Origin of the sequence: Saccharothrix deserti (assembly GCF_009769385.1) — a bacterium.
In the GTDB taxonomy this organism is placed as follows: Bacteria; Actinomycetota; Actinomycetes; order Mycobacteriales; family Pseudonocardiaceae; genus Actinosynnema; species Actinosynnema deserti.
Genome location: NZ_ML775960.1, coordinates 165,883 through 192,118 on the forward strand (window position 1 = coordinate 165,883; position 26,236 = coordinate 192,118).

A 26,236-nucleotide genomic window follows, 5' to 3' on the forward strand; every position below is an offset into this window, starting at 1 on the left:
GGTAACGTCTGCCCATGGTCGATCTGGTTCTTGGTCCGGTGCTGCGGCACGTCGACTCCACCTCGGCGACGGTGTGGGTCGAGACCGACGCCGCGTGCGAGGTCGCCGTCGCGGGCTGCCGCGCCGAGACGTTCCAGGTCGGTGAACAGCACTTCGCCCTGGTCGTGGTCGAAGGCCTCGCGCCCGACACCACCACGCCCTACGACGTGCGGTTGGACGGTGACGTGGTGTGGCCGCGGCCGGACTCGCCGTTCCCGCCGTTCCCGCCGTCCAGCATCCGCACCACCCCCGTGCGGCGGCTGCTGTTCGGCTCGTGCCGTGCGGCGAAGTCGGACGTGACGCCGGACAAGCTCGGCCCGGACGCGCTGGACGCGTACGCGTTGCGGATGAAGGACCAGCCGCAGGAACGGTGGCCGGACGCGCTGGTGCTGCTGGGAGACCAGGTCTACGCGGACGAGCCGACCCCGCGGATCACGAAGTGGCTGGCGGAGCGCCGACCGGAGCCGGCGGGCGAGGTCGTGTCGTTCCGGGAGTACGCCGAGCTGTACCACGAGACGTGGACCGACCCGGAGATCCGCTGGCTGATGTCCGTGGTGCCGACGTCGATGATCTTCGACGACCACGACGTGCGCGACGACTGGAACACCTCGCGGACGTGGCGCGAGCAGATGGCGACCAAGCGCTGGTGGCCGGAGCGCATCCGGGCCGGGCTCGCGTCGTACTGGGTGTACCAGCACCTGGGCAACCTCGGGCCGGACGAGTTGGCGCACGACGAGCTGTACCAGAAGGTGCGGTCGAGCGGCGGTGACGTGCGGGGGTTGTTGGAGGACTTCGCCGAGCAGGCCGATCGCGAGGTCGACGGCGGCAAGTCGGCGCGGTGGAGCTACCGGCGCGATTTCGGCCCGGTGCGGCTGCTGGTGATCGACACGCGCAGCGGGCGCATCCTGTCCGGACCGGAGCGGCTGATGGTGGGCGACCGCGAGTTCGACTGGATCGAGCAGAACGCGCAAGGCGATTTCGACCACCTGTTGATCGGCTCGTCGCTGCCGTGGCTGATGCCGCACGCGTTGAGCCACTTCCAGTCGTTGAACGAGAGGTTGGCGGACCTGCCGGGGTGGCGGGGGCGGCTCGGGGAGAAGGTGCGTCAGGCGGGGGACCTGGAGCACTGGCCCGCGTTCCGGGCGTCGTTCGAGCGGCTGGCCCGGTTGCTGGAGCGGATCTCGCGGTCCGACGACCGGCCCGGCACGGTGTGCGTGCTGTCCGGGGACGTGCACCACAGCTATGCGGCGCGGGCGACGTTCGCCTCGGCGGTGGACGCGAAGGTGTACCAACTCGTGTGCTCCCCGGTGCACAACGAGCCGCCGTGGGTGTTCCGGCCCGCGTTCCGGCTGTCGTGGTCACGTCCGATCGCGCGGGTGCTGCGGCGGTGGGCGGACCGGCGCGGGATCTCGCCGGATCCGGTGGCGTGGCACAAGCTCAGCGGACCGCACTTCGGCAACTCGGTCGGCGTGCTGGAGATCGAGGGCCGGAAAGCCCGCTTCCGCCTGGAAACCGCGACCTCCGACGGCCTGCGCGAAGCGACTTCCATGGCGCTGTGACACCAGACGACGCTGTGACACCAAACGACGAAGGCTCAGCTCAAGCCGACGCTTCGCAGGCGTACCCCCCAGGGGACCCCTGCTTTTATTCTGCCGCAAGGGACTGACAATTCCGACGGCCGGCGGGGCGGCTGTGGACAAGTCGCCGCCGGGTGGGCCGAGGTGCGTCCGCCGCCGGGTGGAGGTCGGGCCCGGCGGCGGACGCACGTCTACCCGGTGGCCGGCCCCTACTTGGTGGCCAGCCTCAACAACGCCCACAGCTGGGCGATCGCGTCGTGGTCACCGGTCGTCGGCGGCAGGTCCCGGTCCGGGATCCGGCCCCACAGCCAGCGGTAGACCTGCATCGGCGTGCCGTTCACCTCGCCGTTAGCCGACGCCGCCTCCTCCTCCCCGACCAGCCGCGCCACCGCCGGGTCCGGGCCGGTCGTCGCCAGCCACACCCTGCTCCCCGTGCGGATCGCCACGGTGCCCTCACGGGTGCCGCGCACGCCGAGGATGTCCAGCCGGTGCCCCAACCAGAGCGACAGGATCTCGTCCACGCCGTCCTCGGCCACGTCGTCGTCCACGGTGTCGACCGGCAGCCCGGCCGCCGCCTGCACGTCCATCCGGTGCACGGTCGACTCGTGCGCCAACCGCCGCGCCCAGAAGTTGTGGTTCCGCTCGGCCGGCCACCACGTCTCGCACGGGTCGTCCGGCCCGCGCGCCCGCAGCGCCCGCACCAACGGCGGAACGCCCGAGCGGACGTACTCGGGCAGCGTCTGCCCCACCTCCGGGTCCTGCTGCCACACCAGGGGTTGGCTGCCTTCCCTCAGCCACGTCGACACCATCCGGTACGTGCTGCCCACGTGCCGCGCCGTCTCCCCGAGGTTGAGCCCCGGGCACGCCGGCACCTGGCGTTCCGGGCGCTGTCCTTCGGCCGACGCCGCCAGGCGCTCGGCTTCGTGCTCCACCACGTCGATCAGGCGGTCGTAGGCGACCAGTCCCCTGCTCACAGTCCGTCCTCGTACATGATCTCGTCGACCAGCTCGGTGAACTGCGCCGCTTGGCGCACCAGGTCGTCGGCTGCGCGCTGGGTGACCTGCCGGGTGATGCCCGCCTGCACGGCCGCGCGCGTCGCCGAGCACTCGGCGAAGAACGCGGCCCACTCGCGCAACTCCGGCGCGAGGCGGGGCAGCAGGACCCACACGCTGGTCGGCTTGGCGCGGCCCCGGTGGGGTCGGCCCCTCGCCGCCAGCACGGCCGCCGCGGCCCGCATCGCGGCCAGGTAGGCCGTGGCGAAGCGGGTGGGCGGTGCGGGGTCTCGTTCGGCCTCGACCAGGCATTCTCGGGCCTGGGCGAGCAGGGTCACCGCCGACACCGGTGGTAGCGGGAGGGGAATGCGGCGGGGGAAGGTCTGAGTCATCTCGCGGCCTCCTCGCGGCGTCGGGACAGCGACGACCGCCGCGGGGAGACGGCGGCACTTGGTGGTGGGGCGCTTCCCCCGCCCCACCACCAAGGCATTGCTCGAACAAACGTTCGAGCTAGATCAGACTATCCTGCCGGCCCGGCACTCCTCAAGCCGACCGCACGTGGTCTTATGGACGGGTGAGCGCACTCGACCACCCCGGCATCCGCAAGGTGGCCGCCGCACTGTCCGAAGCGGGACACCACGACGCGGCGAACGGGATCCGCGTGCTGGCCGACGCCGTCCGCACCGCCGCCGCGGCGGCCGAGGCGGTGGGTGTGCCGGTCGGCGCGATCGCCAACAGCCTGGTGTTCGCCGCGGTACGCCACGGCGTCGCCTCGCCACTGCTCGTGCTCACGTCCGGCGCGCACCGGGCGGACACGGCGAAGCTCGCCGCGCTGGCGGGCGCCGACTCGATCGAACGGGCCACACCCGATTTCGTGCGCGAGCACACCGGCCAGGTGATCGGCGGTGTCTCGCCGGTGGGTCACCCGACCGCGATCCGCACGTTCGTCGACGTGGCGCTGGAGCAGTACGAGGTGGTGTGGGCGGCGGCCGGGCACCCGCACGCGGTCTACCCCACGACCTACGCGGGTCTGGTGGACCTGACCGGTGGCACACCCGCCGAGGTCGCCCGGTGACCGCCGCGCCGTCGCAGCGGATCGTCGCGCTGTCCGCGCGGGAGTTGAACTCCCGGCTGGACGAGGCGCTGGCGCTCTACGTCAGCGCGATGGACTACCCGCCCGGCACGGCCGAGCAGCGCGCGCCCATGTGGTTGGCGCACATGCTGCGCGACGGCTGGCGGTGCGTGGTGGCGTTGGGCGAGCAGGACGAGCTGATCGGCATCGGCTACGGCTACCGCGGCTCGGTCGGCCAGTGGTGGCACGAGCAGGTGCGGCACGGGCTGACCATGGTGGCCGGGCCGAAAGCGGTCGAGGAGTGGATGCGCGACTACTTCGAGCTGACCGAGCTGCACGTGCTGCCGCGCGCGCAGAGCCGCGGTGTCGGGGAGCAGCTGTTGCGCAACCTGCTCGAGGGCGTGCCGAGTTCGCGGGTGCTGCTGTCCACTCCGGAGGGTCCGAGCAAGGCTTGGCGGCTGTACCGGCGCACGGGTTTCGTGGACGTGCTGCGGCACTACCAGTTCACCGGCGACCCGCGGCCGTTCGCCGTGCTGGGCCGCACCCTGCCGATCACCTGACCCCGCACGGCCGATCACCTGACCCCGCACGCTTCGCAGGGGTCCCCGCCAGGGGACCCCTGTCTTGATTTTACCGGCGGGGTCCGACAATTCCGGGCTAGAACGGCGAGACGAATCCCGTCGCCTGGAGGTACTTGCCCGCGTTCAGGCCCTCGATCTTGCGCAGCTTCGAGTAGACGACCCGGTCGCCGAAGTTGCCCTCGACGGTGCGGACGTGCGTCGCCTTCCGGCCGGTCCGGTCGTACTTGACCTCGACCACCAGGCCGACGTGCGCGTGCATGTCCGGGTAGTTGCCGTAGACCACGGCGTCGCCCGGCGCGACGTCGCGCTCGGCGATGTCCTTCCACCGGCCGTTGGCCCTGCCCCACTTCTGCCAGTACGTCGCCCAGTGCCCCTGGTCGAGCACGGACGCGCCGGGCGCGGGCCTCATCGACGGCCGGGTGGGCACGCCCGCGGTCGTCCAGGCCCAGTTGACGAACACGCCGCACCACTCGGCCGGGCGCAGGATGCCCTGGCCGATCTCCTGGTACCGCTGCGGGTAGTAGTTGGCGTTCGTCTCGCGCGCGCCGACCTCGCGCAGCGCGTGGTCCACGATGTCCTGCCGGATGCGCCACTGGGCCTGGTCGCCGACCCCGCCCGGTTGGGCCGGCGCGTACCCGGGGGCTCCGCCGATCAGCAGCGCACCGGCCAGCACCACACCGAGTGCGGCCCGCATGACACGTCTGGTCATCAGATCCCCCTGCCCCTTGTCCGCCCGCACATCCAACACCGGCCCCGGTGACCTCGGCGTGAGGCCGGGGTCACCGGGTGGCGCACGTCAGAGTTCGGCGAGCCGCTCACGAAGAGTGTCCAGCCCCATGGCGCCCATTTCCAAGGCCTGCGTGTGGAAGATCTTGAGGTCGAACGCGTCGCCGTGCCGGGCGCGGGCCTCGTCGCGGGCCGCCAGCCACAGCCGCTCGCCCAGCTTGTACGACGGGGCCTGGCCGGGCCAGCCCAGGTAGCGGTCGATCTCGTCGCGCACGTGCGCCGGGTCGGTGATGGTGCGGGTGAGCATGAACTCCAGGCCGAGGTCCGGGGTCCACCGCTCGCCCTCGTGGAAGCCGGTGCCCTTGGGGATCTCCAACTCCAGGTGCATGCCGATGTCGATGATCACCCGCGCCGCGCGGAACAGGTGCGCGTCGAGCATGCCGAGCAGGTCGCCGTCGTCGTCGAGGTAGCCGAGTTCGCGCATCAGCCGCTCGGAGTACAGGGCCCAGCCCTCGCCGTGGCCGGACACCCAGCACAGCAGCCGCTGGAACTCGTTCAGCTTCTCCGCCTGGTAGACGGCCGTGGCGATCTGGAGGTGGTGGCCGGGCACACCCTCGTGGTAGACGGTCGTGACCTCGCGCCAGGTGGAGAACTCCTCCTTGTCCTCCGGCACGGACCACCACATGCGGCCGGGTCGGGTGAAGTCCGGCGTGGGACTGGTGTAGTACGCGCCGACGCCGCCGCCGGGCGGCGCGATGCGGCACTCCAGCTTCATCAGCTCGTCGGGCAACTCGAAGTGCACGCCCCGGACGTCCCTCAGCGCCTTGTCGGACAGCTCCTGCATCCACGACTGGAGGCCGTTCTTGCCGTGCACCAGGTAGCGCGGGTCGGCGTCCAGCGCGGCGGCGGCCTCGGCGAGCGTGGAGCCCGACTTGATCCGGTTCGCGACCTGCTTCATCTCGGTCTCGATGCGGCTGAACTCCGCCCAGCCCCACTCGTAGGCCTCGGCCAGGTCGAAGCGGGAGCCGGTGAAGTAGCGGGACTGCAGCCGGTAGATGTCCTCGCCGACGGCGTCCTTCTTCGGGGCCTTGGGCGCGAGGTCGTCGCGCAGGAACACGGCCAGGTCCCCGTACGCCTCGGCGGCGGCCTTCGCGCCCGCCTCCAGGTCGGTGCGCAGCGCGCCGTCCGCCGGGGCTTCGGCGATCAGGTCGGCGAAGAACGACCTGCCGCCCGAACGGCCCGCCCACCGGTCGCACTGCTCGGCGACCCGGCTGACCTGGCGCAACGCCGACACGCGCCCCTTGTCGGCGGAGTAGGCGAGGCCCGCGCGCAGGTTCGCCACCGCGTCCGGCACGGCGGTGAGCCGCTTGGCGATCACGGCCCAGTCGTCGGCGGTCTCGGCGGGCATCTGGTCGAACACCTCGCGCAGCGCCTGCACGGGGCTGGCGATGACGTTGAGCGCGCCCTCCACCAGGCCGGCCTCGTGCAGCTCGACGTCCAGGCCGACCCGCTCCTGGAACACGGCCTTCGCGTCGGCCTCCGACTTGTCCGCGGGCTCGGCCGCGGCGATGGCCGCGAGCGCCCTCCGGGCCAACTCCTCGCGGGCGGCGTGGCCCTCCGGCGAGTAGTCGGTCAGCCGGTCGTCGTAGCCGGGCTTGCCGATGAACGTGGCGGTCAACGGGTCCGCTGCCGCGTAGTCGGCCACGAACTGGTTGCTGATGCCGTGCACGCCGGCCGAGGAGGAGGTTGACATGCGCCGCACGTTACCTGCGGGCCGTGTCCCTCCAACAGGTAATTAGCCAGGCTCACGACCGTGTCCCGCCGGTCAACTTTTGACCGCTGCCGGCAGGATGACCTGGTGTCCAGAGCCTCCGCGCTCCTGCTGCCGGTGTTCCTCCTCGCGCTGTTCTCGCTGACGGGGTGCGTCCGGCTGCACGCCGCCATGGCGTTGTCCCAGGACGACCGGGTGTCCGGCGAGATCACCGCCGCCACGCCGCCGACCCAGGACAACGACCCCGGCCCGCAGCTGAAGGTGCCGAACGAGCTGGCCAGCCGGGTCACCACCAAGCCGTACAAGGTCGACGACTACGTCGGCACGCAGCTGTTCTTCAACGGGTTGACGTTCGACGAGGTGCGGACGCTGTCGGCGGCGACCAGCGCCTCGTCGAGCCGGTACCAGCTGACGTTCCGGCGGTCGGGCGACCTGGTGACGCTGTCGGGCTCGGTGGACCTGACGCAGGTGCCGCCGGAACGCGCCGACATCCAGGTGAAGATCAGCTTCCCGGGTGAAATCATCGACACGAACGGGCGAGAAGAGGACGACGCGACCATCGCGTGGTCCCCGAAACCCGGTCAGGCGTCGATGCTGACGGCGACGGTCCGGTACGCCGGTGAGAACTCGGTGTCGTACTTCGGGTGGACGATGCTGGTCGCCGGCTTGACCGGTGGGGCGGCACTGATCGTGCTGATCCTGGCGATCGTCGCCCACCGCCGCAGCCAAGTCGCTTGAATAGCCACCACGCCGCCGAGCAGTGATCCTCGGTGTCGCGGTTCACCGACCACGACACCGAGGCCGTCAACCTCAAGCGCGAGCGGGCACCAGGCCGAGGCGGCCGACGATCTCGCGGGTCGCCTTCGACCGGTTGAACGTGTAGAAGTGCAGGCACGGCACGCCCTCGGCGAGCAGCCGCTCCCCCATCTCCGTCACCACGTCGATACCGGCCTTGCGGAACCCCACCGGGTCGTCCACGTACGGGTCCAGCCGCCGGGCGAGCGAATCCGGCACGGGCGCGCCCGACAGCTCCTCCGTCTTCGCCAACGTCCGCGGCGTGGTCAACGGCATGAGGCCGGGGATCAGGACGGTGTCGCAACCCAGCGCGGCCACCCGGTCACGCAGGCGCAGGAAGTCGTCCGGCTGGAAGAACAGCTGCGCGATCGCGAAGTCGGCGCCCGCACGGATCTTCCGCACCAGGTACTTGGTGTCCTCGTCCAGGTTCGTCGACCGGGGGTGGCCGTACGGTGACGCCGCGACGCCGACGCAGAAGTCGCCCAGCTCACGGCACAGCCGGACCAGTTCCTCGGCGTAGGTCAGGCCCTCCGGGTGGGGCACCCACTCGGCGTTCGGGTTGCCGGGCGGGTCGCCGCGCACGGCGAGGATGTTGCGCACGCCGACCGCCGCGTACCAGCCGATCACGTTGCGCAGCTCGGCCACCGAGTGGTTGACCAGGGTCAGGTGGGCCATCGGCAGCAGGGTCGTCTCCTGCGCCACCCGGCCGGTGGTGCGGATGGTCCGGTCGCGCGACGACCCACCGGCGCCGTAGGTGATGGACACGAAAGCCGGGTCGAAGGCTTCCAGCTCGCGGATCGCGCGCCAGAGCACGGTCTCGTCCGCCTCGTCGCGGGGCGGGAAGAACTCGACGGAGAACACGGGGGAGCCCCCGCGCAGGCGTTCGACCACCGACGTCATGCCGGTAAGCCTAGAGGTACGTCCGGACAGTGGGAGAGCCCTTTCACTTGATGAGACGAACCCCCCGGTTGGGCGGTCGCCGGCAGCAGAGGTGACCATAGACGGGTGCCGCCCCACCCGTTGGACCTCGAACTGCCCAAGCACGTCGACGAAGCGTTGGCAGGCTATCTGGCCGACCGCCGGGCACTGGGTGCGCGCATGGAGGAGAACTTCACCAGCGCCGTCGACGCGCTGGCCGACTTCGTCCTCGGCGGAGGCAAGCGGATCCGGCCGACTTTCGCCTGGTGGGGCTGGCGGGCCGCGGGTGGCGACCCGGAGGGCGAGCTCGCGGAGGCCGTGCTCACGGCGGTCAGCTCGCTGGAGCTGATCCAGGCCTGCGCCCTGGTGCACGACGACCTGATGGACGCTTCGGAAACCCGCCGGGGCATGCCGACCGTGCACGTCCGGTTCGCGCGCAAGCACCGTGCCGAGGGCTGGCTGGGCGAACCGGAGCGGTTCGGGCTGGCCGCGTCGGTGCTGATCGGCGACGTGGCGCTGGCCTGGGCGGACGACATGCTGTTCGCGGCCGGCCTGCCCACCGACGCCCTCCAGCGGCTGAGCCTGCCGTGGCGGGACATGCGCACCGAGATGCTGGCCGGCCAGTACCTCGACGTGCTCACCCAGGCACGCGGCGACAGCTCGCCGGACGCCGCGCTGCGCATCGACCGGCTCAAGACCGCCGCGTACACCGTGGAACGCCCGCTGCACATGGGCGCGGCGATCGGCGGCGGCTCACCGGAGCTGGTGGACGGCCTGCGCTCGTTCGGCACCGACATCGGGGTGGCGTTCCAGCTGCGCGACGACCTGCTCGGCGTGTTCGGCGACCCGGCGGTGACCGGCAAGCCCGCGGGTGACGACCTGCGCGAGGGCAAGCGGACGCTGCTGGTGGCGCTGGGCATGGAGTTCGGCGCGGACGTGCTGCACGAGGCGCTGGGCAAGCCGGACCTGGACGTGGCCATGGTGGACGAGGTGCGCGCCCGGCTGCGCGAGGTCGGCGCGGTGGACGCGGTCGAGGAGCGGATCGCCGAGCTGACCGAGTCGGCCCTCACCGCCCTGAACCGCGCGCCGATCGCCGAACCGGCCGGTGAGCGGCTGGCGGAGCTGGCGATCAGCGCCACGAAGCGGACCTCCTGACGATGCGCACGGTCACCGGCCGGACGGACCACGTCGTCGTGGTCGGCGCGGGGCTGGCCGGGCTGTCGGCGGCGCTGCACCTGCTCGGCGCGGGTCGCCGGGTCACCGTGGTCGAGCGCGACGCCGTGCCCGGCGGCCGGGCCGGGCGGCTGGACCTGGGCGGCTACCGGTTCGACACCGGCCCCACCGTGCTGACCATGCCGGAGCTGGTGGACGAGGCGCTGCACGCGGTCGGCGACTCGCTGCGCGACCGGCTCGACCTGCGCCCGGTCGACCCCGCCTACCGGGCCCGCTTCGCCGACGGCAGCACGCTGGACGTGCACGCGGACGCGGAGGCGATGGAGGCCGAGGTGCGCCGGTTCGCCGGTCCGCGCGAGGCGCAGGGGTACCGGGCGCTGCGCCGCTGGCTGACCGAGCTGTACCGGGTGGAGCGCGACTCGTTCATCGGTGCGAACTTCGACTCGCCGTTGTCCCTGCTCACGCCGCAGTTGGCGAAGCTGGCCGCGTTGCGCGGGTTCGGCAGGCTGGGTCCGTCGGTGGCGCGTTTCGTCCACGACGAGCGGTTGCAGCGGGTGTTCTCGTTCCAGTCGCTGTACGCGGGCGTGCCGCCCCGCAAGGCCCTCGCCGCGTACGGCGTCATCGCGTACATGGACACGATCGCGGGCGTCTACTACCCGCACGGCGGGATGCGCGCGCTGCCGGACGCGTTGGCGGCTGCCGCCCGGGACGCGGGCGCGGACCTGCGGTTCCAGACCCCGGTGGCCTGGCTGGAACGCATCGGCGGCCGGGTCACCGCCGTGCGCACGTCGCACGGTGAGCGCATCCCGTGCGACGCGGTGGTGCTCACCCCGGACCTGCCGATGTCGTACCGCCTGCTGGGCCACCGCCCGCGCCGCCCGCTGCCGGTGACGTGGTCGCCGTCGGCGGTCGTGCTGCACGCGGGCGTGGACCGGACGTGGCCGGAGCTGGCCCACCACACGCTGTTCTTCGGCCACGAGTGGGAGCGGACGTTCGACGAGCTGACCCGCCGCGGGACGCTGATGAGCGATCCGTCGCTGCTGGTCACCGCGCCGCCGGGGCAGGGCATGTTCGTGCTGGCGCCCGCGCCGAACCTGCGCACCGGCCCTGTCGACTGGGAACGCGTCGGCCCCGCCTACCGGGACGAGCTGGTGGGCGTGCTGGAGGCGCGCGGGCTCACCGGGTTCGGCGACGCGATCGAGGTGGAGCACCTGGTCACGCCGAACGACTGGGCCGCGATGGGCCTGGCCGCCGGCACGCCGTTCTCGGCCGCGCACACGTTCGCCCAGACCGGCCCGTTCCGGCCGCGCAACCTGGTGCTGGACAACGCCGTGCTGGCCGGCTGCGGCACCACGCCGGGTGTGGGCGTGCCGCCGGTGCTGATCTCGGGCAGGCTCGCCGCCCAGCGGATCACGGGGTCCGTCGGCGCAAGGTCGCGGCGCCCAGCAGCAAGGCCAACAGCGCACACCCGGCGATGACCAGCAGGTTCCGGATCAGCGTTCCGTCCACTTCGGAGGACGTCGTGACCTGGGTCAGCGCGTCGACCGCGTAGGACAGCGGCAGCACGTCGGAGATCCAGTTCAGCACCGTCGCCATCTGGTCGCGCGGCACGAACAGCCCGCACAGCAGCACCTGGGGCATCACGATCGCGGGCATGAACTGCACGGCCTGGAACTCGGTGCGGGCGAACGCGCTGGCGAACAGGCCCAACGCCATGCCGAGCAGCGCGTCCAGCACCGCGATGACCAGCAACAGCCACACCGAGCCGCTGATCTCCAACCCCAGCCAGGTCAACGCGACCGTGGCCGCCAACGCGACCTGCACCACCGCCACCAGGCCGAACGCCACCGCGTAGCCGAGCAGCAGGTCGACCTTGCCGATCGGCATCGTCATCAGCCGCTCCAACGTGGCGGTGAGCCGTTCCCGCAGGGTGGTGATCGACGTGACGATGAACATGATCGTGAACGGGAAGACGCCGAGCAGCGCGGGCGCCGCCCTGTTGAACATCTGCTCCGAGTCGAACACGTACCGGAGCAGGACGAGCAGCAACGACGGCATGAGCACCATCAGCGCCACGGTGCGGTGGTCGTGCCGGAGCTGGGTGAGGATCCGCTTCGCGGTGGCCAGGGTGTTCATCGCCGCAACCCCTTCATCGCCGTCACCCCTTCATTGCCGTACCAGCGCCAGGAAGGCCTGCTCCAGGTCCTGAGTCCCGGTCTGCGCGCGCAACGCGTCCGGGGTGTCGTCGGCGAGCAGCGCGCCGTCCCGCATCAGCAGCAGCCGGTCGCACCGGGCCGCCTCGTCCATCACGTGGCTGGACACCAGCAGCGCCGCGCCCGCGTCGGCGAGCCGGTGGAACAGCAGCCACAGGTCCTCGCGCAGCACCGGGTCCAGGCCGACGGTCGGCTCGTCCAGCACGATCACCTCGGGCTTGCCCAGCAACGCCACCGCGAGGCTCGCCCGGCCCCTCTCGCCACCGGACAGCGTGGTCACGAGCTGGTCGGCGTTGCCCTTCAGGCCGACCTCTTCGAGCACCCGGTCCACGTCGCCGCGCGGTGCGCGGAGGATCGACGCGAAGTAGGCGAGGTTCTCCGCCACGGTCAGGTCCGCGTACACCGACGGGCTCTGCGTCGAGTAGCCGATCCGGTCGCGCAGCACCGCGCTGCCCGCCGGGTGGCCGAGCACGGTCACCCGGCCCGACGCCACCACCTGGACACCGACCACGGCGCGCAGCAACGTCGTCTTGCCGCACCCGCTCGGCCCGAGGAGCCCGGTGACCGAGCCGCGCGGCACGTCGAACCCGACACCGCGCACGACCTCACGACCGCCGCGCACCACGCGCAGGCGATCGACGCCGACCGCATTGGACATGCGTTGAATTATGGCCCTCATCGGGCGATCCGCCAGACCTCCGCGCAGGTGGAACCGATCCCGATCCGCACACCGAATACTCCATGTGGTCACTCCCCCGAGTGACCCGCCCGTGCGAGGATCCCTCCGGGTGTTACGAGCCTGTCACCAGACTGCGCCATCACGTGCCGGACCTCGCAGCCGTTGTGCGACGATGTTGCCGCGATGGCCGCGACCCCGTCCTTTCCACGATCGAGCGCCGCACCTGTCGAGCCGGTGCGGTCGTCGGCTACCCAGGTTCCGGACCGCGCGGGCTCGGACCGACCCGATCCGGGCGGCATCCCCATCCGCACGATCCTGCTCGGCGTCGGCGGCGTCATGCTGCTCGCCCTGGGCGGCACCGGCGCGGGCGCGATCCTCAAGCACGACCCGCTGCTCGCCGACACCTCGCTGAGCTGGATCCGGTACGGCCACGGCCACGACCTCGCCACCGCGGTCCTCTACGTCGGCCTCGGCATGGTGATCTGGTCGTGGGTCAGGCTGGGCCGGATGGTGCGCAACGGGCACGTCGGCAGCGCCGCGGTGCTCACCGCGATCGTGGCCTGGACGCTGCCGCTGCTGTTCGCGCCGCCGCTGTTCAGCAAGGACATCTACAGCTACCTGGCACAGGGCCAGCTCGCGCTCAACGGCCTCGACCCCTACTCGGTCGGCCCGGCGGTGCTGCAGAGCCCGCTGTCGGACAACGTGAGCTGGGTCTGGCAGAACACCCCGGCGCCGTACGGGCCGCTGTTCCTCATGCTCGCCCAGGGCGTGGTGTGGGCGACCGGCGGCAGCGTCATCGGCGGCGTGGTGATCATGCGGATGGTGCTCGCGATCGGCCTGGTGCTGCTGTGCTGGGCGCTGCCCGGCCTCACCCGCCACCTCGGCGGACGGCCCGCGATCGCGCTGTGGGTGGCCGCCGCGAACCCGTTGATGCTGGTGCACCTCATCGGCGGCGCGCACAACGACCTGCTGATGGTCGGCCTGCTGGCCGCCGGCGTGCTGCTGGTGCTGGACCGCAGGCACGTGCTGGGCATCGCGGTGGTGACGCTGGCGTTCGCGGTGAAGGCCACCGCCGTGGTCGCGCTGCCGTTCCTGGTGCTGGTGTGGGCACGACGGCTGGACGGCACGCGGGCGGCGCAGCTCGGCAAGGCCATCGCGGGCGGTGTGGTCACGTTCGTCGCGGTGTTCGCCGCGGCCACCGTCGTGTCCGGGCTGGACCTGGGCTGGATCCCGGCGCTCAGCTCGTCGTCCACGATCGTGAACTGGCTGTCGCTGCCCAGCGCGGTCGGCGATTTCGCGCACACCGTGGTCAGCGGGTTCGTCCGGGTCGAGCCGGGCTGGTTCATGACCATCGCCCGCGGCCTCGGCTCCGTGCTGCTGATCTACATCGCGTGGCGGCAGTGGCGGGCCGCGCAGGACGGCGGGCCCGAGGCGGTGCGCCGCGCCGCGATCACCATGCTGGCCGTGGCCCTGCTCTCCCCCGCCACGCTGCCCTGGTACTTCAGCTGGCCGCTGGTGATGGCGGCGGCGCTGCCGTGGACCACGACGGGGCTGAAGGCGGCGGCGTTCTTCTCCACCTGGCTGCTGCTGGTGACCTTCCCCAACGGCGACACGGCGCTGTACTCGTGGGTCTACCTGGCGATGGTCGCGGTGGTGTCCGCGCTGGCCTGCGTGTCGCTGACCAAGCCCGACCCGTTGAAGCTGTCCGGCAGGTACGCGTGACGGATCTGGCCGCGGCGTACGCCCGTTGCCGCGAGCTGAACGCCCGGCACGGCCGCACGTTCTTCCTGGCCACGCGGATGCTCAGCGCGTCACAGCGCCCCGCCGTACACGCCCTGTACGGGTTCGCGCGATGGGCCGACGAGATCGTGGACAGCGGCGAGTCGGCCGACCCGGCGGCCGAGCTGAAGCTGTTGGACGCGCAGCTGGCCGACGAGCTGACGGGTCGCCCCACCGGCCACCCGGTGCTCGCCGCTCTGGCGGACACCGCGCACCGGTACTCGATCGACACCTCGCTGTTCAGCGACTTCCTGGCGTCGATGCGGATGGACCTGACCGTCACGTCGTACCCGGACTTCCCGGCGCTGGAGCGGTACATGCACGGGTCGGCGGCGGTGATCGGGTTGCAACTGCTGCCCGTGTTCGGGACGGTCGTGCCTCGTGCGGAAGCCGAACCGTCCGCCGCCGCGCTCGGCCGCGCGTTCCAGTTGACGAACTTCCTGCGCGACGTCGGCGAAGACCTCGACCGGGGCCGGCTCTACCTGCCGGAGGACGTGCTGACGGCCTACGGCGTCGACCGCGAGCTGCTGGTGCGGTGCCGGCGGACCGGCGAGTCGGACCAGCGGGTGCGGCGGGTGTTCCGGCACCTCGTCGCGCACACGCTGGCCGTGTACCGGGAGGCCGAGGTGGGCGTGCCGATGCTGAAGCCCGTGTCCCGGCCGTGCGTGCGGACCGCGCTGACGCTGTACCGGGGGATCCTGGACGAGATCGCGGCGGCCGACTACCAGGTGCTGGACCGGCGCGTGGTGGTGCCGAACTCGCGGCGGCTGGCGGTCGCCGTGCCCGGTTTCGCGCGGGCGCTGGTGGCTCGGGTCACCGGTCGCTGAGGCGGCGGAACAGGGCCGTCCAACGGAACGGCCCGTCGCGCGATTCCCCCGTCACAGGCGGAAAACCCGGGTGGCCACACCCCGGAAACGCGACGTCCGGACGACTCCCGGTGAAGGGAGCCGCCCGGACGTCGTAGGTCGTCGGGGTGGTGCGGGTCGGTCAGAAACCCAGGGCCTGTGCCCGCCGCTTCACCTCACGGCCTCGGTCGCCGCGCAACGCCTCGATCGGCGTGCCGGGCAGGGTGTCGTCCTCGGTGAACAGCCACCGGAGGATCTCATCGGTTGAAAAGCCGGAATCGCGCAGCACCGTGATGGTGCCGGGCAGCCCCTTGACCACGCCTCCGGCGGCGAGGAACTCGGCGGGGACGACGAGGACACCGTTCCGGCGCTCCGCGAGCAGTTGACCGTCGCGCAGCAACTGGTGGACACGGTTGATCGGTAGGGCAAGACGCTCGGCGACCTCGGGGAGGGGCAGGACCTCCAGGTCGGGAGCCAGCACATCCGCAGCGGCAGGAATCGCACTCACGTGCGTCACGATGCCACAACGGCGGGAACGACGCCCTGCGCCAACCGGGTGGTGGCGGTACACCCAGGGGTTGGCTTGGGGACACCCCCTGTTTCGCCCGAGTTTGACGCGGATCCCACACGCGCGCGTGGGATGCTCGAGCGCACAGCATCGGTCGGCATCACCCCACCGTACGATCCACGGCTGTGGAAAGGTCGGCGACGAACGTGATCGGCGGGCTGCTCGAACAACGCTACCGGGTAGGCACCCTGGTGGCGCGGGGCGGCATGTCCACCGTGTACCGCGGTGTGGACACGCGCCTGGAGCGCACAGTGGCCATCAAGGTCATGGACCCGAGGTTCTCGGCCGACCCGCAGTTCGTGGCGCGGTTCGAGCGCGAGGCGCGGGCCGCGGCGAAACTGCACCACCCCGGCGTGGTGCAGGTCCACGACCAGGGCGTGGACGAGGACCGGGTCTACCTGGTGATGGAGCTGGTCGAGGGCGGCACGCTGCGCGACCTGCTCAACGCGCGCGGCAAGCTGGACGTGCCGCTGGCGCTCACGGTGATCGAGAAGGTCCTCTCACCGCTGGCCGCCGCGCACCGGGCCGACCTCGTGCACCGGGACGTGAAGCCGGAGAACGTGCTCATCGGTCGGGGCGGCACGGTCAAGGTGGCCGATTTCGGCCTCGTCCGGGCGGTGTCCACGGTGGGTGTGACCAGCGACACGATGATCCTGGGCACAGTCGCCTACCTCTCGCCCGAGCAGGTCACCACGGGCACCACGGACGCGCGCAGCGACGTGTACTCGGCGGGCGTGCTGCTCTACGAGATGCTGACCGGCACGCCGCCGTACGTGGGCGACAACGCCATCTCGGTGGCCTACCGGCACGTGAACGACGAGGTGCCCGCGGTGCCGGACGTGCCCGCCGAGGTGGCCGAGCTGGTGCGCCGGGCGACCCGCAAGGAGGCGTTCCTGCGGCCCGCGGACGCCGAGTCGTTCCTGTCCGAGGTGGAGACGGCGCGGGCGAAGCTCGGCATCGCGAGCGTTGACGTGCCGGTGCCCGTGGCGGCGGCGGTGGAGCAGGCGACGCAGCACGTGCCCGCGCCGCCGAGCCCGGCCGAGCAGACGTTGCGCGTGGAACCGGTGCGGGTGGGCGCGGGCGCGCCGTTCGCCGACCCGACCGTGCCGGTGCACCGGCCGAACCCGCTCACGCCGGCGTCGTCCGGCCCCCAGGGCACCAGGGCGATCCCGCGGGCGGACTTCCTGCCGCCGGCCAACCCGAACGCCGCCAACCCGAACGCCGCCGCGCCGCAGCCCGCGCCGGCCCGTGTGCGCCCCAAGAGACCGCCGAAGAAGAAGACGCCCGAGCAGCAGTACGAGGAGATGCGGGCGCGCAGCAAGAGGCAGTTCATCACGTGGCTCAGCGTCGTGGTGGTGGCCGCGGTCCTCATCGGCGTCACCAGCTGGTGGCTGGCGATCGGCCGGACCACCACCGTGCCGAGCCTGGTCGGCCAGGACGAGGCCGCGGCCATCGCGATGGTCGAGGAAGCCTCGCTCAAGCAGACGGTGCGGACCGAGAACAGCGACACCGTGCCCAAGGGTCAGGTGCTCAGCACCGACCCGCCGGCGGGGTCCAAGGCCACCCAGGGCGACCTGGTGCGGATCGTGGTGTCCGCGGGCAAGCCGGTGGTGCCGCAGATCAGCCCCGGTGTCGAGATCCCGGTGGCCGAGCGGGAGATCACGTCGGTCGGGTTGAAGTCCCAGTTGAACCCCGCCGAGGACGCGTTCAGCGACCGCGTGCCCAAGGGCAAGGTGGTGACGCTGAAGCCCTCGCCCGGCACGGAGGTGCCGATCGGCTCGACCGTGACGATCGTGCTGAGCAAGGGCGCGCAGCCCAAGCCGGTGCCGAGCGTGATCGGCAAGTCGAAGGACGAGGCGTTCGCCGAGCTCAGCGCGGCCGGGTTCGAACCGGTCGAGGGCCCGGAGGAGTTCTCCGACAAGGTCGATGGGGGCAAGGTGATCCGCACCGACCCGCCGGCGGGCACGAACCTGCCCCCGAACAACCGCCGGGTGACCGTCATCGTGTCGGCGGACTCGGTGACCGTGCCCCAGGTCGAGGGCAAGCGGGTCAAGGAGGCGAAGGAGATCCTGGAGGACGCGGGCCTCAAGGTCGACGTCCAGTTCAACGACCGCGACCAGGCCCGCGTGGTCAACCAGTCCGTGCGGGCCGGGGAGCGCGTGCCGAAGGACACCAGGATCACGCTGATCGCCCTGTGACCGGGGCTGAAACGCGCTGAGAACGACGGTGGCCCCGACTCCGCGGAGTCGGGGCCACCGGCCTGTCAGGGGCGTGCGGTCAGCTGCGCAGCATCTCCGCGACCAGGAACGCCAGCTCCAGCGACTGCTGCGTGTTCAGCCGCGGGTCGCAGGCGGTCTCGTAGCGGCCGGCCAGGTCGGTGTCCGAGATCTCCTGGGCGCCGCCCAGGCACTCGGTGACGTCCTCGCCGGTCAGCTCGATGTGGATGCCGCCGGGGTGGGTGCCGAGCCTGCGGTGCACCTCGAAGAAGCCCTGCACCTCGTCCACCACCCGGTCGAAGTGCCGGGTCTTGTAGCCGGTGGACGACTCGTGCGTGTTGCCGTGCATCGGGTCGCACTGCCAGATGACCCGGTGACCGGAGGCCTCGACCTTCTCGATGATCGGCGGCAGCACGTCGCGCACCTTGCCGTTGCCCATCCGGCTGATCAGGGTCAACCGGCCGGCCTGGTTGTGCGGGTCGAGCCGCTCGACGTACTCGACGGCCATCTCCGGCGTGGTCGTCGGGCCGATCTTCAGGCCGATCGGGTTGGACAGCAGCTCGGCGAACGCGATGTGCGCGCCGTCCAGCTGCCGGGTCCGCTCGCCGATCCACAGGAAGTGCGACGACAGGTCGTACAGCTTCGGCTCGTCACCGCCGGTGTCCAGGCGCAGCAACGCCCGCTCGTAGTCCAGCAGCAGCGCCTCGTGCGAGGCGAAGATCTCGGTGGTGTGCAGCGACGCGTCGTTCACGCCGCACGCCGACATGAACCGCAGGCCGCGGTCGATCTCGGCGGCCAGCGCCTCGTACCGCTCGCCGGCGGGCGACTGGCGGACGAAGTCCTTGTTCCAGTCGTGCAGCCGGTGCAGGTCGGCCATGCCGGCGCTGGTCATCGCGCGCAGCAGGTTCATCGCCGCGCCCGCGTTGGCGTAGGCGCGGATCATCCGCGACGGGTCCGGCACGCGCGCCTCGGGCGTGGGTACCAGCGAGTTGACGATGTCGCCGCGGTAGGACGGCAGGCCGAGCGCGTCGATGCCGGACGAGCGCGGCTTGGCGTACTGGCCCGCGATGCGGCCGATCTTCACCACCGGCAGGCTGGCGCCGTAGGTGAGCACGACGGCCATCTGGAGCAGGGTCCGGATGTTCGCGCGGATGTGCGGCTCGGTGTTGTCCGCGAACGTCTCCGCGCAGTCGCCGCCCTGCAGCAGAAACGCCTCGCCGCGGGCGACCTCGGCCAGGTTGTCGCGCAGCCGGTCGATCTCGGCGGGCACGGTGATCGGCGGCACGCTCTCCAGCACGGCGCGCACTCGGCGCACCTGCTCCGCGTCCGGCCACTCCGGCTGCTGGGCGGCGGGCCTGCCCAGCGCGTCGTCCAGCCGCGTGCGCAGCTCGGGCGGGAGGGGCGGAAGCTCGGGAAGCGTGTCCACGGGCACGTCCACGGTCCAGTTCACACGTTAAAGATAGCCGTCCACATAGAGAGACGGGCGCGGGTCCGGCTGTGCATGATCCTGTGCATGATGTCCGCCATGTCCGATACCCGAATGGATGACAACACGACGGCCAGGCTGCTGTCGACGGCGGTGGAGAACGTCCAGCGGGACTACCCGGTGCACTGGTCGCACGTGATCGCCGGTGACGCCGACCTGGTGCCGCAGCGGACCCTGCACCCGATCTTCGCCGGGTCGTTCGACTGGCACTCGTGCGTGCATCAGACCTGGTTGGCGGTCCGCCTGCTGCGGTCGCGGCCGGAGGTCGAGGGCGCGGCGGAGGCCCGTCGGGTGCTGGATTCGTTGATCACCGAGGAGAACGCGGAGACCGAGGCGGCGTTCTTCGACGGCCCCGGCGGCGGGTTCTGGGAGCGTCCCTACGGGTGGGCGTGGCTGTTGGTGCTGGACGCGGAACTGCGCACCTGGGAGTCGCCGTGGGCGCAGGCGCTGCGGCCGTTGAGCGCGGTCCTGCGTGACCGGTATCTCGCCAAGGTGGCCGGCGCGCGGCTGCCGGTCCGGACCGGCACGCACGGCAACACGTCGTTCGCGACCGGGCTGGTGCTCGACGCGGCGCGTGCCGTGGGTGACGAGGAGTTGGCCGCCGCGTGCGCGGGGGCGGCGCTGCGGTGGCACCGGGAGGACGTCGGGTACGGCGGGTTCGAGCCGGACGCGGCGGACTTCCTGTCACCCGCGCTGACCGAGGCGGACCTGGTGCGGCGGGTGCTGCCGGCCGACGAGTTCACCGCGTGGTTCGAGGCGTTCCTGCCGAACCTGGAGGACGCGCGCTGGAAGGTGCTGCGCGAGCCGGTGCCGGTGGACGACCCGGGCGACGCGTACGGCTCGCACCTGGTCGGCCTGGCGCTGTCGCGGGCGTGGCAGTGGCGGTCCATCGCCGACGCGCTGCCCGAGGGGCACCGGTACACCGACCTCGCCCGCACGGCAGCCGAGGAGCACCGGGAGACCGGCCTGCGGTACGTGTTCGGCCACGGCTACTACGCCGAGCACTGGCTGGGCACGTTCGCCGCCTACCTGCACCTCGGCGCGTTCTCGGCGGTCTGAGGCGGGCGGTCTGAGGCGGCGGTCCGAGGCGGCGGTCCGAGGCGCACGCCTAACAGGCGGCAGCGGCGGCGCGGCACCTGCTCTCCTCGATCGGCCGGCGCATCGCCGCGAACAGCTCGGCCGCCTCCAGGAACAGCGCCGCCGCCTGGGCGCGCTGGCCTTCGGCGCGCCGCACCTCCGCGCGCACCTCCCACAACGCGGCCGACCACGGGCCGCCCTGCCACAGCCCGCTGATCCGCTCCGCCTCCGCCACGTGCAGCCGGGCGCGGCTCGGGTTGCCCGCGCCGGCGCACGACGTCGCCGCCGCGATCCGGAAACCCATGGAGCACGGATCGCACACGTGCGGCGCCTCGGTGAGCCAGCGTTCCGCCTCCCGGATCGCGCTGAGCGCCCCACCGAGGCTGTCCGCGGCGAGCACGCGGACACCGTGGACGCGGATCACCAGGTGCGACGGGATGCCCGACGACCGGGCCAGCGGCAGCGCGCGGTCGAGGTCGGCGCGGGCGGCGGCACGGTCGCCGCGCCGGGTCTCGGCCTCGGCCCGGCGTTCCAGCGCCAGGGACTGCGCCGAGACGCACCCGGCGCGCTCGGCCTCGCGCAGCGACTTCTCCAGGGTGCTGACCGCGTTGTCGAGGTGCCCGGACAGCAACGCGAACTCGCCCAGCAGCAGGTACGCCAGCGCACGCCCCGAGGCCGACCCCGCCCGTGACGCGATGTCCAGCAGGTCCCGGCCGAACGACTCGGCGCCGTCGTGGCCCTCCGGTCCGTACAGGTAGAACTCCTGGAAGCACAGGTGGGCGTCGTAGACCTCCGGCCGCGTCTGGTGCCGCACGGACTCCGCGAACTCCTCCCGGAACAGCTCGTGCCAGGTGCCCCGCGCGTGCGCGACGAGGGCGAGCAGGGTCGACGCCTCCCCCAGTTCGTGCCCGAGGTCCGCGTCCAGCGCCAGCACCCGCACCTGCCGCGCCAACCGCTCGGCTTCGGCGAGGTTGCGCCGCCCGAACGCGACCAGACCGTTGGCCAGCGCCACCGCCGCCCGCTGTGACGGCGACGGCGGCTCGGCCGCGTCCACGGCCAGCGCCGACTCGTACAGCGCGATGGTCTCCGCGTCGGGCCCGACGCCGATCCGCTCCCGCAGCGCGTGGCGCAGTCGTTCGAACTGGCGCAGCGCCTCACGGCGGTTGCCGGCGGCCAGGTGCCGCCGCATCACCGCGCGGTGCGCCTCCTCGTCGGTCTCGTCGAGTTCGAGCAACCGCGTCCAGTCGCCGGCGGCCCGCAGCAGTGCGACGTAACGGCCCTTGGCCTTCTCGTGCGGCTCGGCCACCCAGCACTCGTAGCGGTCGTCGGCGAGCAGGTCCCCGTGGTAGTCGGCGGCGGCGAGCGCGCACCGCGTGGCGTCACCCGAGGCCAACGCGGCGTCGGCGGCCCGCTCGAACCGGTCCAGGTCCACGTCGAGGACCCCGGACGGCCACAGCGTCAGCATCCGCCCCTCGCACCGGACCGCGTCGGCGCACCCGAGCGCCCGCCGTGCGTAGTACAGCGCCTTGCGCAGGTTCGCCCCCGCCGCCTCCACGGGCAGATCGGGCCACAGCCGGTCCATCACCTGCTCGCGGTGCAACCGGTGGTCGGGTTCCACGGCCAGCAGCTTCACCACGTCGGCCGCCCGCCGGTTCCGCCACACGTTGCCGGGGACGGGTCTGCCGTCGACCGCGACGGAAAACCTGCCCAGAACGCACACCCGGCAGGTGGCTGGCATGGCGGAACCATACGTCCGGCGCGACAAGAACGCTGGTGGGAACGCTGTGGGAACGGTTTGGGAACGCCCCGCCGGCTACCGTCCGCCCCTACCCCTCCCCGAGTTCCAGGAGGACGCCATGTTGTTCATGGACGTGCACAACAGCCTCCCCGAGGGCGCCGGCGTCAAGGACGTCGCCGACGCCCACGCCGCCGATCTCCGGACCCAGGAGCAGTACGGCGTCCACTACCTCAACTACTGGGTCGACGAGAAGGACGGGAAGGTCTTCTGCCTGGTCGACGCGCCGGACGCGGAGACGGCGCACCGGGTGCACCGCGAGGCGCACGGCCTCGTGGCCGACGAGATCTACCCCGTCGTGCAGGGCTGACAACACCTAGAAGGGGATGACGATGTCTGTACTCGAAGCGAAGAGCTTCACCGATCCGGACGAGGTGCGGCAGTTCCCGCACGGTCACGTCGATCTGGTCACCGTCGGTGACACCACGGTGGGCAGGGCGGAGTTCGAGCCCGGCTGGCGGTGGTCGCAGGACGTGAAGCCGATCGCGGGCACCGAGTCCTGCCAGGCGGCCCACACCGGCTACGTCCTGTCCGGCCGGATGCACGTCGTCATGGACGACGGCAGCGAAGCCGACGCCGGGCCGGGCGACGCGGTCATGATCGAACCGGGCCACGACGCCTGGATCGTCGGCAACGAGACGTGCGTGATGGTCGACTTCACCGGCCTGCGCGACTACGCCAAGAAGTAACCGCGAGAGTCCTACGTTCAGAACGCGTGTGTCCTACGTTCAGAACACCCGAGTTCAACGTTCAGCACACCCCGGCCAACGCAAAGGCGCCCCGAACGCAGCGTTCGGGGCGCCTGAACGGACAGGTGTCGATCAGCCGAAGAAGACCTCGGCCTCGGCGTAGCGCTCCATCGGAACGGTCTTCAGCTCCGCGGTCGCCTCGGCCAGCTTCACCCGGACGATATCGGTGCCGCGCAGCGCGACCATGACGCCGAAGTCGCCCTCGGCGACCGCGTCCACCGCGTGCAGGCCGAAACGGGTGGCGAGCACCCGGTCGTAGGCGGTCGGGATGCCGCCGCGCTGGACGTGGCCCAGCACGACCGCGCGGGACTCCTTGCCGGTCCGCTCCGCGATCTCCTCGGCCAGCCAGGTGCCGATGCCGCCCAGCCGCACGTGGCCGAACGCGTCCTTCTCACCGGAGTGCAGCACCTCGGCGCCGCCCTCGGGCATCGCGCCCTCGGCGACCACGATGATCGGGGCGAACTGGCGCTCGAAGCGCCGCTCCACCCACTCGACCACCTTGTCGACGCTGAACTGCCGCTCGGGCACCAGGATCACGTTCGCACCGCCGGCCAGGCCCGAGTGCAGCGCGATCCAGCCCGCGTGCCGGCCCATGACCTCGACGACCAGCGCCCGGTGGTGCGACTCGGCCGTCGTGCGCAGCCGGTCGATCGCCTCGGTGGCGATGTGCACGGCGGTGTCGAAGCCGAACGTGTAGTCGGTCGCGCCCAGGTCGTTGTCGATGGTCTTCGGCACGCCCACGACGCCGATGCCGTCGTCGGTCAGCCGCTTGGCCACACCGAGGGTGTCTTCGCCGCCGATCGCGATCAGCGCGTCGACCTTGTTCGCGGCGAGGTTCTCGCGGATCCGGTCGACACCGCCCTCGACCTTGTACGGGTTGGTGCGCGACGAGCCGAGGATGGTGCCGCCCCTGGTGAGGATGTCCTCGACTTCACCGAGCCCGACCGGCTTGGTCAGGTTCTCGATCGGCCCCTGCCATCCGTTCCGGAACCCCACGATCTCCCAGCCGTGGGCCTCGATGCCCTTGCGGACCACAGCGCGGATGACCGCGTTGAGGCCGGGGCAGTCGCCACCGCCGGTGAGCACACCAATGCGCATTTGCTTAGCCAATCTCTTCTCGTGGCGTGGGTCACCCAAGACTGACACGCCCTGGATCGGTGCAGCAAGCGAGGGGTCCAATTACCGGACTGTTACCGGAGTGCGAAACCTTTGCGCAGCCGTTCCGTCTCGATCACCTTCCACCGGGCCAGGTTGTGCCGGGCGTCCGCCAATGCATCATGCGCGTCCGCCGGGGCCTGCGGCAACCGGGGTTTGCCCACGTCCTCCCAGCGTTGCCGCAGGTCACGGGTGAACCGGGGCAGGCAGCGCGGCAGGGCCGGCATCGGGCCCCAGAGCTGCGCCAGCGCCACGTGGTCGTAGGCCGCGAACCAGGCCCACAGCTCGATGTCGTCCCGGTTGGCCTTGGGGCCGCCGAGGAAGTCGAGGAGGTCCTTCCGGATCCGCTCCCGGCTGCGCCACGCCTGGCTGGCGGGCGACGGCAGCTGGTTGAGCACGTTCGCGCGCACCCACGGACCGGCCTTGGCCGGGTCGAACTCGGTGGACACGGCGTAGAACTCGCGGCCTTCCTCGTCGACCACTCCGATGGAGACGAGGTCGATCGTCACCCCGTCTTCGATGAACTCACAGTCGTAGAAGAACCGCACACCACCACCCTAGGGGTGGCGTTCAGCCCGCCTTCGTCTCGGGCAGCCGATCGACCGCTTTCGCGGGCTGCGGGGCGGCCTGCGCCTCCTTGGCCTTGGCCGCGTAGACGTCCACGTACTCCTGACCGGACAGCTCCATCAGGGCGTACATGATCTCGTCGGTGATGGACCGCAGCACGAACCGGTCGCCGGACAGGCCCTCGTAGCGGGAGAAGTCCAACGGCTTGCCGATCTTGATCCGGATCGGGTACGGCTTCCACATCCTCGAGCCGATGGGGTTGGCCTTGTCCGTGCCGAACATCGCGACCGGGATGACCGGCGCGCCGGACTCCAGCGCGATCCAGGCGACGCCGACCTTGCCCTTGTAGAGGCGGCCGTCGGGCGACCGGGTGCCCTCGGGGTAGATGCCCAGCAGCTTGCCCTCGCGCACGATCCGCACGCCGGTGTCGAGCGCGCCCTGGGCGGCCGACGCGCTGGACCGGTCGATCGGGACCTGGCCGACGCCGAAGAAGAACCAGCGCTGCAAGGCGCCCTTGAGGCCCTTGCCGGTGAAGTACTCGATCTTGGCCGGGAAGGTGACCCGGCGGGACAGCTTCAGCGGGAGGAAGAACGAGTCGGAGACCGCGAGGTGGTTGCTCGCCAGGATGGCGCCGCCCTCCTTGGGGATGTTCTCCGCGCCCTCGATGATCCGGGGTCGGAAGAACAGCTTCAGGAGCGGCCCGAGAAAGATGTGTTTCATCAACCAGTAGAGCACCGCTGGGAGCGCCTCCTCGACGAGCTTGATCCCCGCCGCCAGCCTACGGAGCCGACGGCACAAGACACAACGAAGACCCGCGCGAAGGCGGTACGGTCCCAAGGTCCACCGGCTGCCGTAATCCGCAACACAACGGGCTCGTGGGACGATGAACCCTGGCAGAAGGATTGGCCTTCACGACTCGGAGGGCTGGAGCACGCCCATGAACTCCCGACGCGATTCGACCGACGGCCCGGAGGACGTCGACGCGACGTTCGCCGAGATCGTGGCGGGCCTGGAACGCGAAGGCGTGGGCAGGCAGGCCTGGTCGGACGACGACGAACCGGACGAGGACGACGAGGCGGAGCCCGTGCGGCCGGTGCGGCCCGAGGGGCAGCCCGCCGTCGCGACCGTCGAGGACGGGCCCGACGACGATGACGCGGATCCGGACTCGGACGACCCGAACGACCACTACGTGCCGCCGGAGCCGCCGCCGTTGCCCGCGTTGCGGCCGGGGACGATCGCCGCGTTGCTGGTGATCGTGCTGGGTGTCGTGCTGCTGGTCGCGCCGGGCCTGTTCGGCCTGACCGGCGCGATCGGGACGCCGCTGGCGCTGATCGTGATGTGCTCGGGTGCCGGCTGGCTGATCCTCCGCATGCGCAGCGGCCCCCCACCGGACTCCGGCTGGGACGACGGCGCAGTCCTGTGACCCACCCCCGCCGAACGTAGAACTCGCCGCACCCGAACGT

At 71.6% G+C, this 26,236-nt stretch carries 26 protein-coding genes; 13 read left to right on the forward strand and 13 right to left on the reverse strand.

Going from position 1 to position 26,236, the window contains the following annotated elements:
* Window positions 1–14 precede the first annotated feature (14 nt).
* On the forward strand, window positions 15–1,598 hold the full coding sequence (locus FM051_RS02970) for an alkaline phosphatase D family protein (RefSeq protein ID WP_158840362.1): 1,584 nt from the start codon (window positions 15–17) through the stop codon (window positions 1,596–1,598).
* A 227-nt stretch (window positions 1,599–1,825) separates the two neighbouring features.
* Here FM051_RS02970 and FM051_RS02975 read toward each other — a convergent pair whose 3' ends face one another.
* Both FM051_RS02975 and FM051_RS02980 read right to left on the reverse strand, forming a co-directional pair.
* A complete protein-coding gene (locus tag FM051_RS02975; protein WP_158840364.1) occupies window positions 1,826–2,590 on the reverse strand; it encodes a maleylpyruvate isomerase N-terminal domain-containing protein in 765 nt (254 codons plus the stop codon).
* Window positions 2,587–3,000, reverse strand: a complete 414-nt coding sequence (locus tag FM051_RS02980; protein ID WP_158840366.1) for an SAV_6107 family HEPN domain-containing protein — start codon at window positions 2,998–3,000, stop codon at window positions 2,587–2,589. The genes FM051_RS02975 and FM051_RS02980 overlap by 4 nt, the downstream gene beginning before the upstream one ends.
* 182 nt (window positions 3,001–3,182) lie before the next feature.
* Between FM051_RS02980 and FM051_RS02985 the strand changes: the two genes are divergently transcribed.
* Both FM051_RS02985 and FM051_RS02990 read left to right on the forward strand, forming a co-directional pair.
* Complete coding sequence (locus FM051_RS02985; RefSeq protein ID WP_158840368.1) at window positions 3,183–3,683, forward strand: YbaK/EbsC family protein; 501 nt, start codon at window positions 3,183–3,185, stop codon at window positions 3,681–3,683.
* A complete protein-coding gene (locus tag FM051_RS02990; protein WP_158840370.1) occupies window positions 3,680–4,240 on the forward strand; it encodes a GNAT family N-acetyltransferase in 561 nt (186 codons plus the stop codon). The genes FM051_RS02985 and FM051_RS02990 overlap by 4 nt, the downstream gene beginning before the upstream one ends.
* Before the next feature lie 97 nt (window positions 4,241–4,337).
* Here FM051_RS02990 and FM051_RS02995 read toward each other — a convergent pair whose 3' ends face one another.
* Entirely contained in the window at window positions 4,338–4,970 is a 633-nt protein-coding gene (locus FM051_RS02995) for a CHAP domain-containing protein (RefSeq protein ID WP_158840372.1), read from the reverse strand.
* An 87-nt stretch (window positions 4,971–5,057) separates the two neighbouring features.
* Window positions 5,058–6,740 (reverse strand): DUF885 domain-containing protein, encoded by a 1,683-nt coding sequence (locus FM051_RS03000; RefSeq protein ID WP_158840373.1) that lies wholly within the window; start codon window positions 6,738–6,740, stop codon window positions 5,058–5,060.
* A 105-nt stretch (window positions 6,741–6,845) separates the two neighbouring features.
* Here FM051_RS03000 and FM051_RS03005 point away from each other — a divergent pair, with 105 nt between their 5' ends.
* On the forward strand, window positions 6,846–7,496 hold the full coding sequence (locus FM051_RS03005) for a DUF3153 domain-containing protein (RefSeq protein WP_158840375.1): 651 nt from the start codon (window positions 6,846–6,848) through the stop codon (window positions 7,494–7,496).
* Between the two features lie 72 nt (window positions 7,497–7,568).
* Here FM051_RS03005 and FM051_RS03010 read toward each other — a convergent pair whose 3' ends face one another.
* A complete protein-coding gene (locus FM051_RS03010; protein ID WP_158840377.1) occupies window positions 7,569–8,453 on the reverse strand; it encodes a methylenetetrahydrofolate reductase in 885 nt (294 codons plus the stop codon).
* Between the two features lie 105 nt (window positions 8,454–8,558).
* On the opposite strand from FM051_RS03010, the gene FM051_RS03015 reads away from it, so the two are divergent.
* Together FM051_RS03015 and crtI are read left to right on the forward strand one after the other, a co-directional pair.
* Window positions 8,559–9,626 carry a polyprenyl synthetase family protein gene (locus FM051_RS03015; protein WP_158840379.1) on the forward strand — a complete coding sequence of 356 codons (1,068 nt, stop codon included), beginning with the start codon at window positions 8,559–8,561 and terminating at the stop codon, window positions 9,624–9,626.
* Window positions 9,627–9,628: 2 nt separating this feature from the next.
* Entirely contained in the window at window positions 9,629–11,122 is a 1,494-nt protein-coding gene (gene crtI, locus FM051_RS03020) for a phytoene desaturase family protein (protein ID WP_158840381.1), read from the forward strand.
* On the opposite strand, the gene FM051_RS03025 is transcribed toward crtI, so the two are convergent.
* Complete coding sequence (locus tag FM051_RS03025; protein ID WP_158840383.1) at window positions 11,055–11,780, reverse strand: ABC transporter permease; 726 nt, start codon at window positions 11,778–11,780, stop codon at window positions 11,055–11,057. The two genes, crtI and FM051_RS03025, sit on opposite strands and share 68 nt — an antisense overlap.
* A 30-nt stretch (window positions 11,781–11,810) precedes the next feature.
* Window positions 11,811–12,515, reverse strand: a complete 705-nt coding sequence (locus FM051_RS03030; RefSeq protein ID WP_158840385.1) for an ABC transporter ATP-binding protein — start codon at window positions 12,513–12,515, stop codon at window positions 11,811–11,813.
* Window positions 12,516–12,719: 204 nt separating this feature from the next.
* Here FM051_RS03030 and mptB point away from each other — a divergent pair, with 204 nt between their 5' ends.
* Both mptB and FM051_RS03040 read left to right on the forward strand, forming a co-directional pair.
* Window positions 12,720–14,258 carry a polyprenol phosphomannose-dependent alpha 1,6 mannosyltransferase MptB gene (gene mptB, locus FM051_RS03035; RefSeq protein WP_158840387.1) on the forward strand — a complete coding sequence of 513 codons (1,539 nt, stop codon included), beginning with the start codon at window positions 12,720–12,722 and terminating at the stop codon, window positions 14,256–14,258.
* The gene (locus FM051_RS03040) at window positions 14,255–15,142 is read left to right on the forward strand and encodes a phytoene/squalene synthase family protein (RefSeq protein ID WP_238412098.1); all 888 of its coding nucleotides are present in this window, start codon (window positions 14,255–14,257) and stop codon (window positions 15,140–15,142) included. Before mptB ends, FM051_RS03040 begins: the two co-directional genes overlap by 4 nt.
* 160 nt (window positions 15,143–15,302) lie before the next feature.
* On the opposite strand, the gene FM051_RS03045 is transcribed toward FM051_RS03040, so the two are convergent.
* Complete coding sequence (locus FM051_RS03045) at window positions 15,303–15,668, reverse strand: Rv2175c family DNA-binding protein (RefSeq protein WP_202918654.1); 366 nt, start codon at window positions 15,666–15,668, stop codon at window positions 15,303–15,305.
* 185 nt (window positions 15,669–15,853) lie between these two features.
* On the opposite strand from FM051_RS03045, the gene FM051_RS03050 reads away from it, so the two are divergent.
* Window positions 15,854–17,926, forward strand: a complete 2,073-nt coding sequence (locus FM051_RS03050) for a Stk1 family PASTA domain-containing Ser/Thr kinase (RefSeq protein ID WP_158840389.1) — start codon at window positions 15,854–15,856, stop codon at window positions 17,924–17,926.
* Window positions 17,927–18,005: 79 nt separating this feature from the next.
* On the opposite strand, the gene FM051_RS03055 is transcribed toward FM051_RS03050, so the two are convergent.
* Window positions 18,006–19,394, reverse strand: a complete 1,389-nt coding sequence (locus tag FM051_RS03055; RefSeq protein WP_158840391.1) for a class II 3-deoxy-7-phosphoheptulonate synthase — start codon at window positions 19,392–19,394, stop codon at window positions 18,006–18,008.
* A gap of 75 nt (window positions 19,395–19,469) precedes the next feature.
* Here FM051_RS03055 and FM051_RS03060 point away from each other — a divergent pair, with 75 nt between their 5' ends.
* Window positions 19,470–20,489 (forward strand): DUF2891 domain-containing protein, encoded by a 1,020-nt coding sequence (locus tag FM051_RS03060; RefSeq protein WP_202918655.1) that lies wholly within the window; start codon window positions 19,470–19,472, stop codon window positions 20,487–20,489.
* Between the two features lie 49 nt (window positions 20,490–20,538).
* Here FM051_RS03060 and FM051_RS03065 read toward each other — a convergent pair whose 3' ends face one another.
* Window positions 20,539–22,245, reverse strand: a complete 1,707-nt coding sequence (locus FM051_RS03065) for an AfsR/SARP family transcriptional regulator (RefSeq protein WP_158840393.1) — start codon at window positions 22,243–22,245, stop codon at window positions 20,539–20,541.
* Window positions 22,246–22,363: 118 nt separating this feature from the next.
* Between FM051_RS03065 and FM051_RS03070 the strand changes: the two genes are divergently transcribed.
* On the forward strand, window positions 22,364–22,612 hold the full coding sequence (locus FM051_RS03070; protein ID WP_158840395.1) for a DUF4242 domain-containing protein: 249 nt from the start codon (window positions 22,364–22,366) through the stop codon (window positions 22,610–22,612).
* 22 nt (window positions 22,613–22,634) lie between these two features.
* Window positions 22,635–22,991: a cupin domain-containing protein gene (locus FM051_RS03075; protein ID WP_158840397.1), complete on the forward strand. Its 357-nt coding sequence runs from the start codon at window positions 22,635–22,637 to the stop codon at window positions 22,989–22,991.
* A gap of 132 nt (window positions 22,992–23,123) precedes the next feature.
* On the opposite strand, the gene FM051_RS03080 is transcribed toward FM051_RS03075, so the two are convergent.
* The 3 genes from FM051_RS03080 to FM051_RS03090 form a co-directional block, all read right to left on the reverse strand.
* Window positions 23,124–24,149 carry a 6-phosphofructokinase gene (locus FM051_RS03080; RefSeq protein WP_077007532.1) on the reverse strand — a complete coding sequence of 342 codons (1,026 nt, stop codon included), beginning with the start codon at window positions 24,147–24,149 and terminating at the stop codon, window positions 23,124–23,126.
* Window positions 24,150–24,241: 92 nt separating this feature from the next.
* Window positions 24,242–24,754, reverse strand: coding sequence for a polyadenylate-specific 3'-exoribonuclease AS (locus FM051_RS03085; protein ID WP_158840399.1), 513 nt, complete (start codon window positions 24,752–24,754; stop codon window positions 24,242–24,244).
* 22 nt (window positions 24,755–24,776) lie between these two features.
* Entirely contained in the window at window positions 24,777–25,508 is a 732-nt protein-coding gene (locus FM051_RS03090) for a lysophospholipid acyltransferase family protein (RefSeq protein WP_158840401.1), read from the reverse strand.
* Window positions 25,509–25,710: 202 nt separating this feature from the next.
* Here FM051_RS03090 and FM051_RS03095 point away from each other — a divergent pair, with 202 nt between their 5' ends.
* A complete protein-coding gene (locus tag FM051_RS03095; RefSeq protein WP_158840403.1) occupies window positions 25,711–26,196 on the forward strand; it encodes a hypothetical protein in 486 nt (161 codons plus the stop codon).
* The last annotated feature ends 40 nt before the right edge of the window (window positions 26,197–26,236 follow it).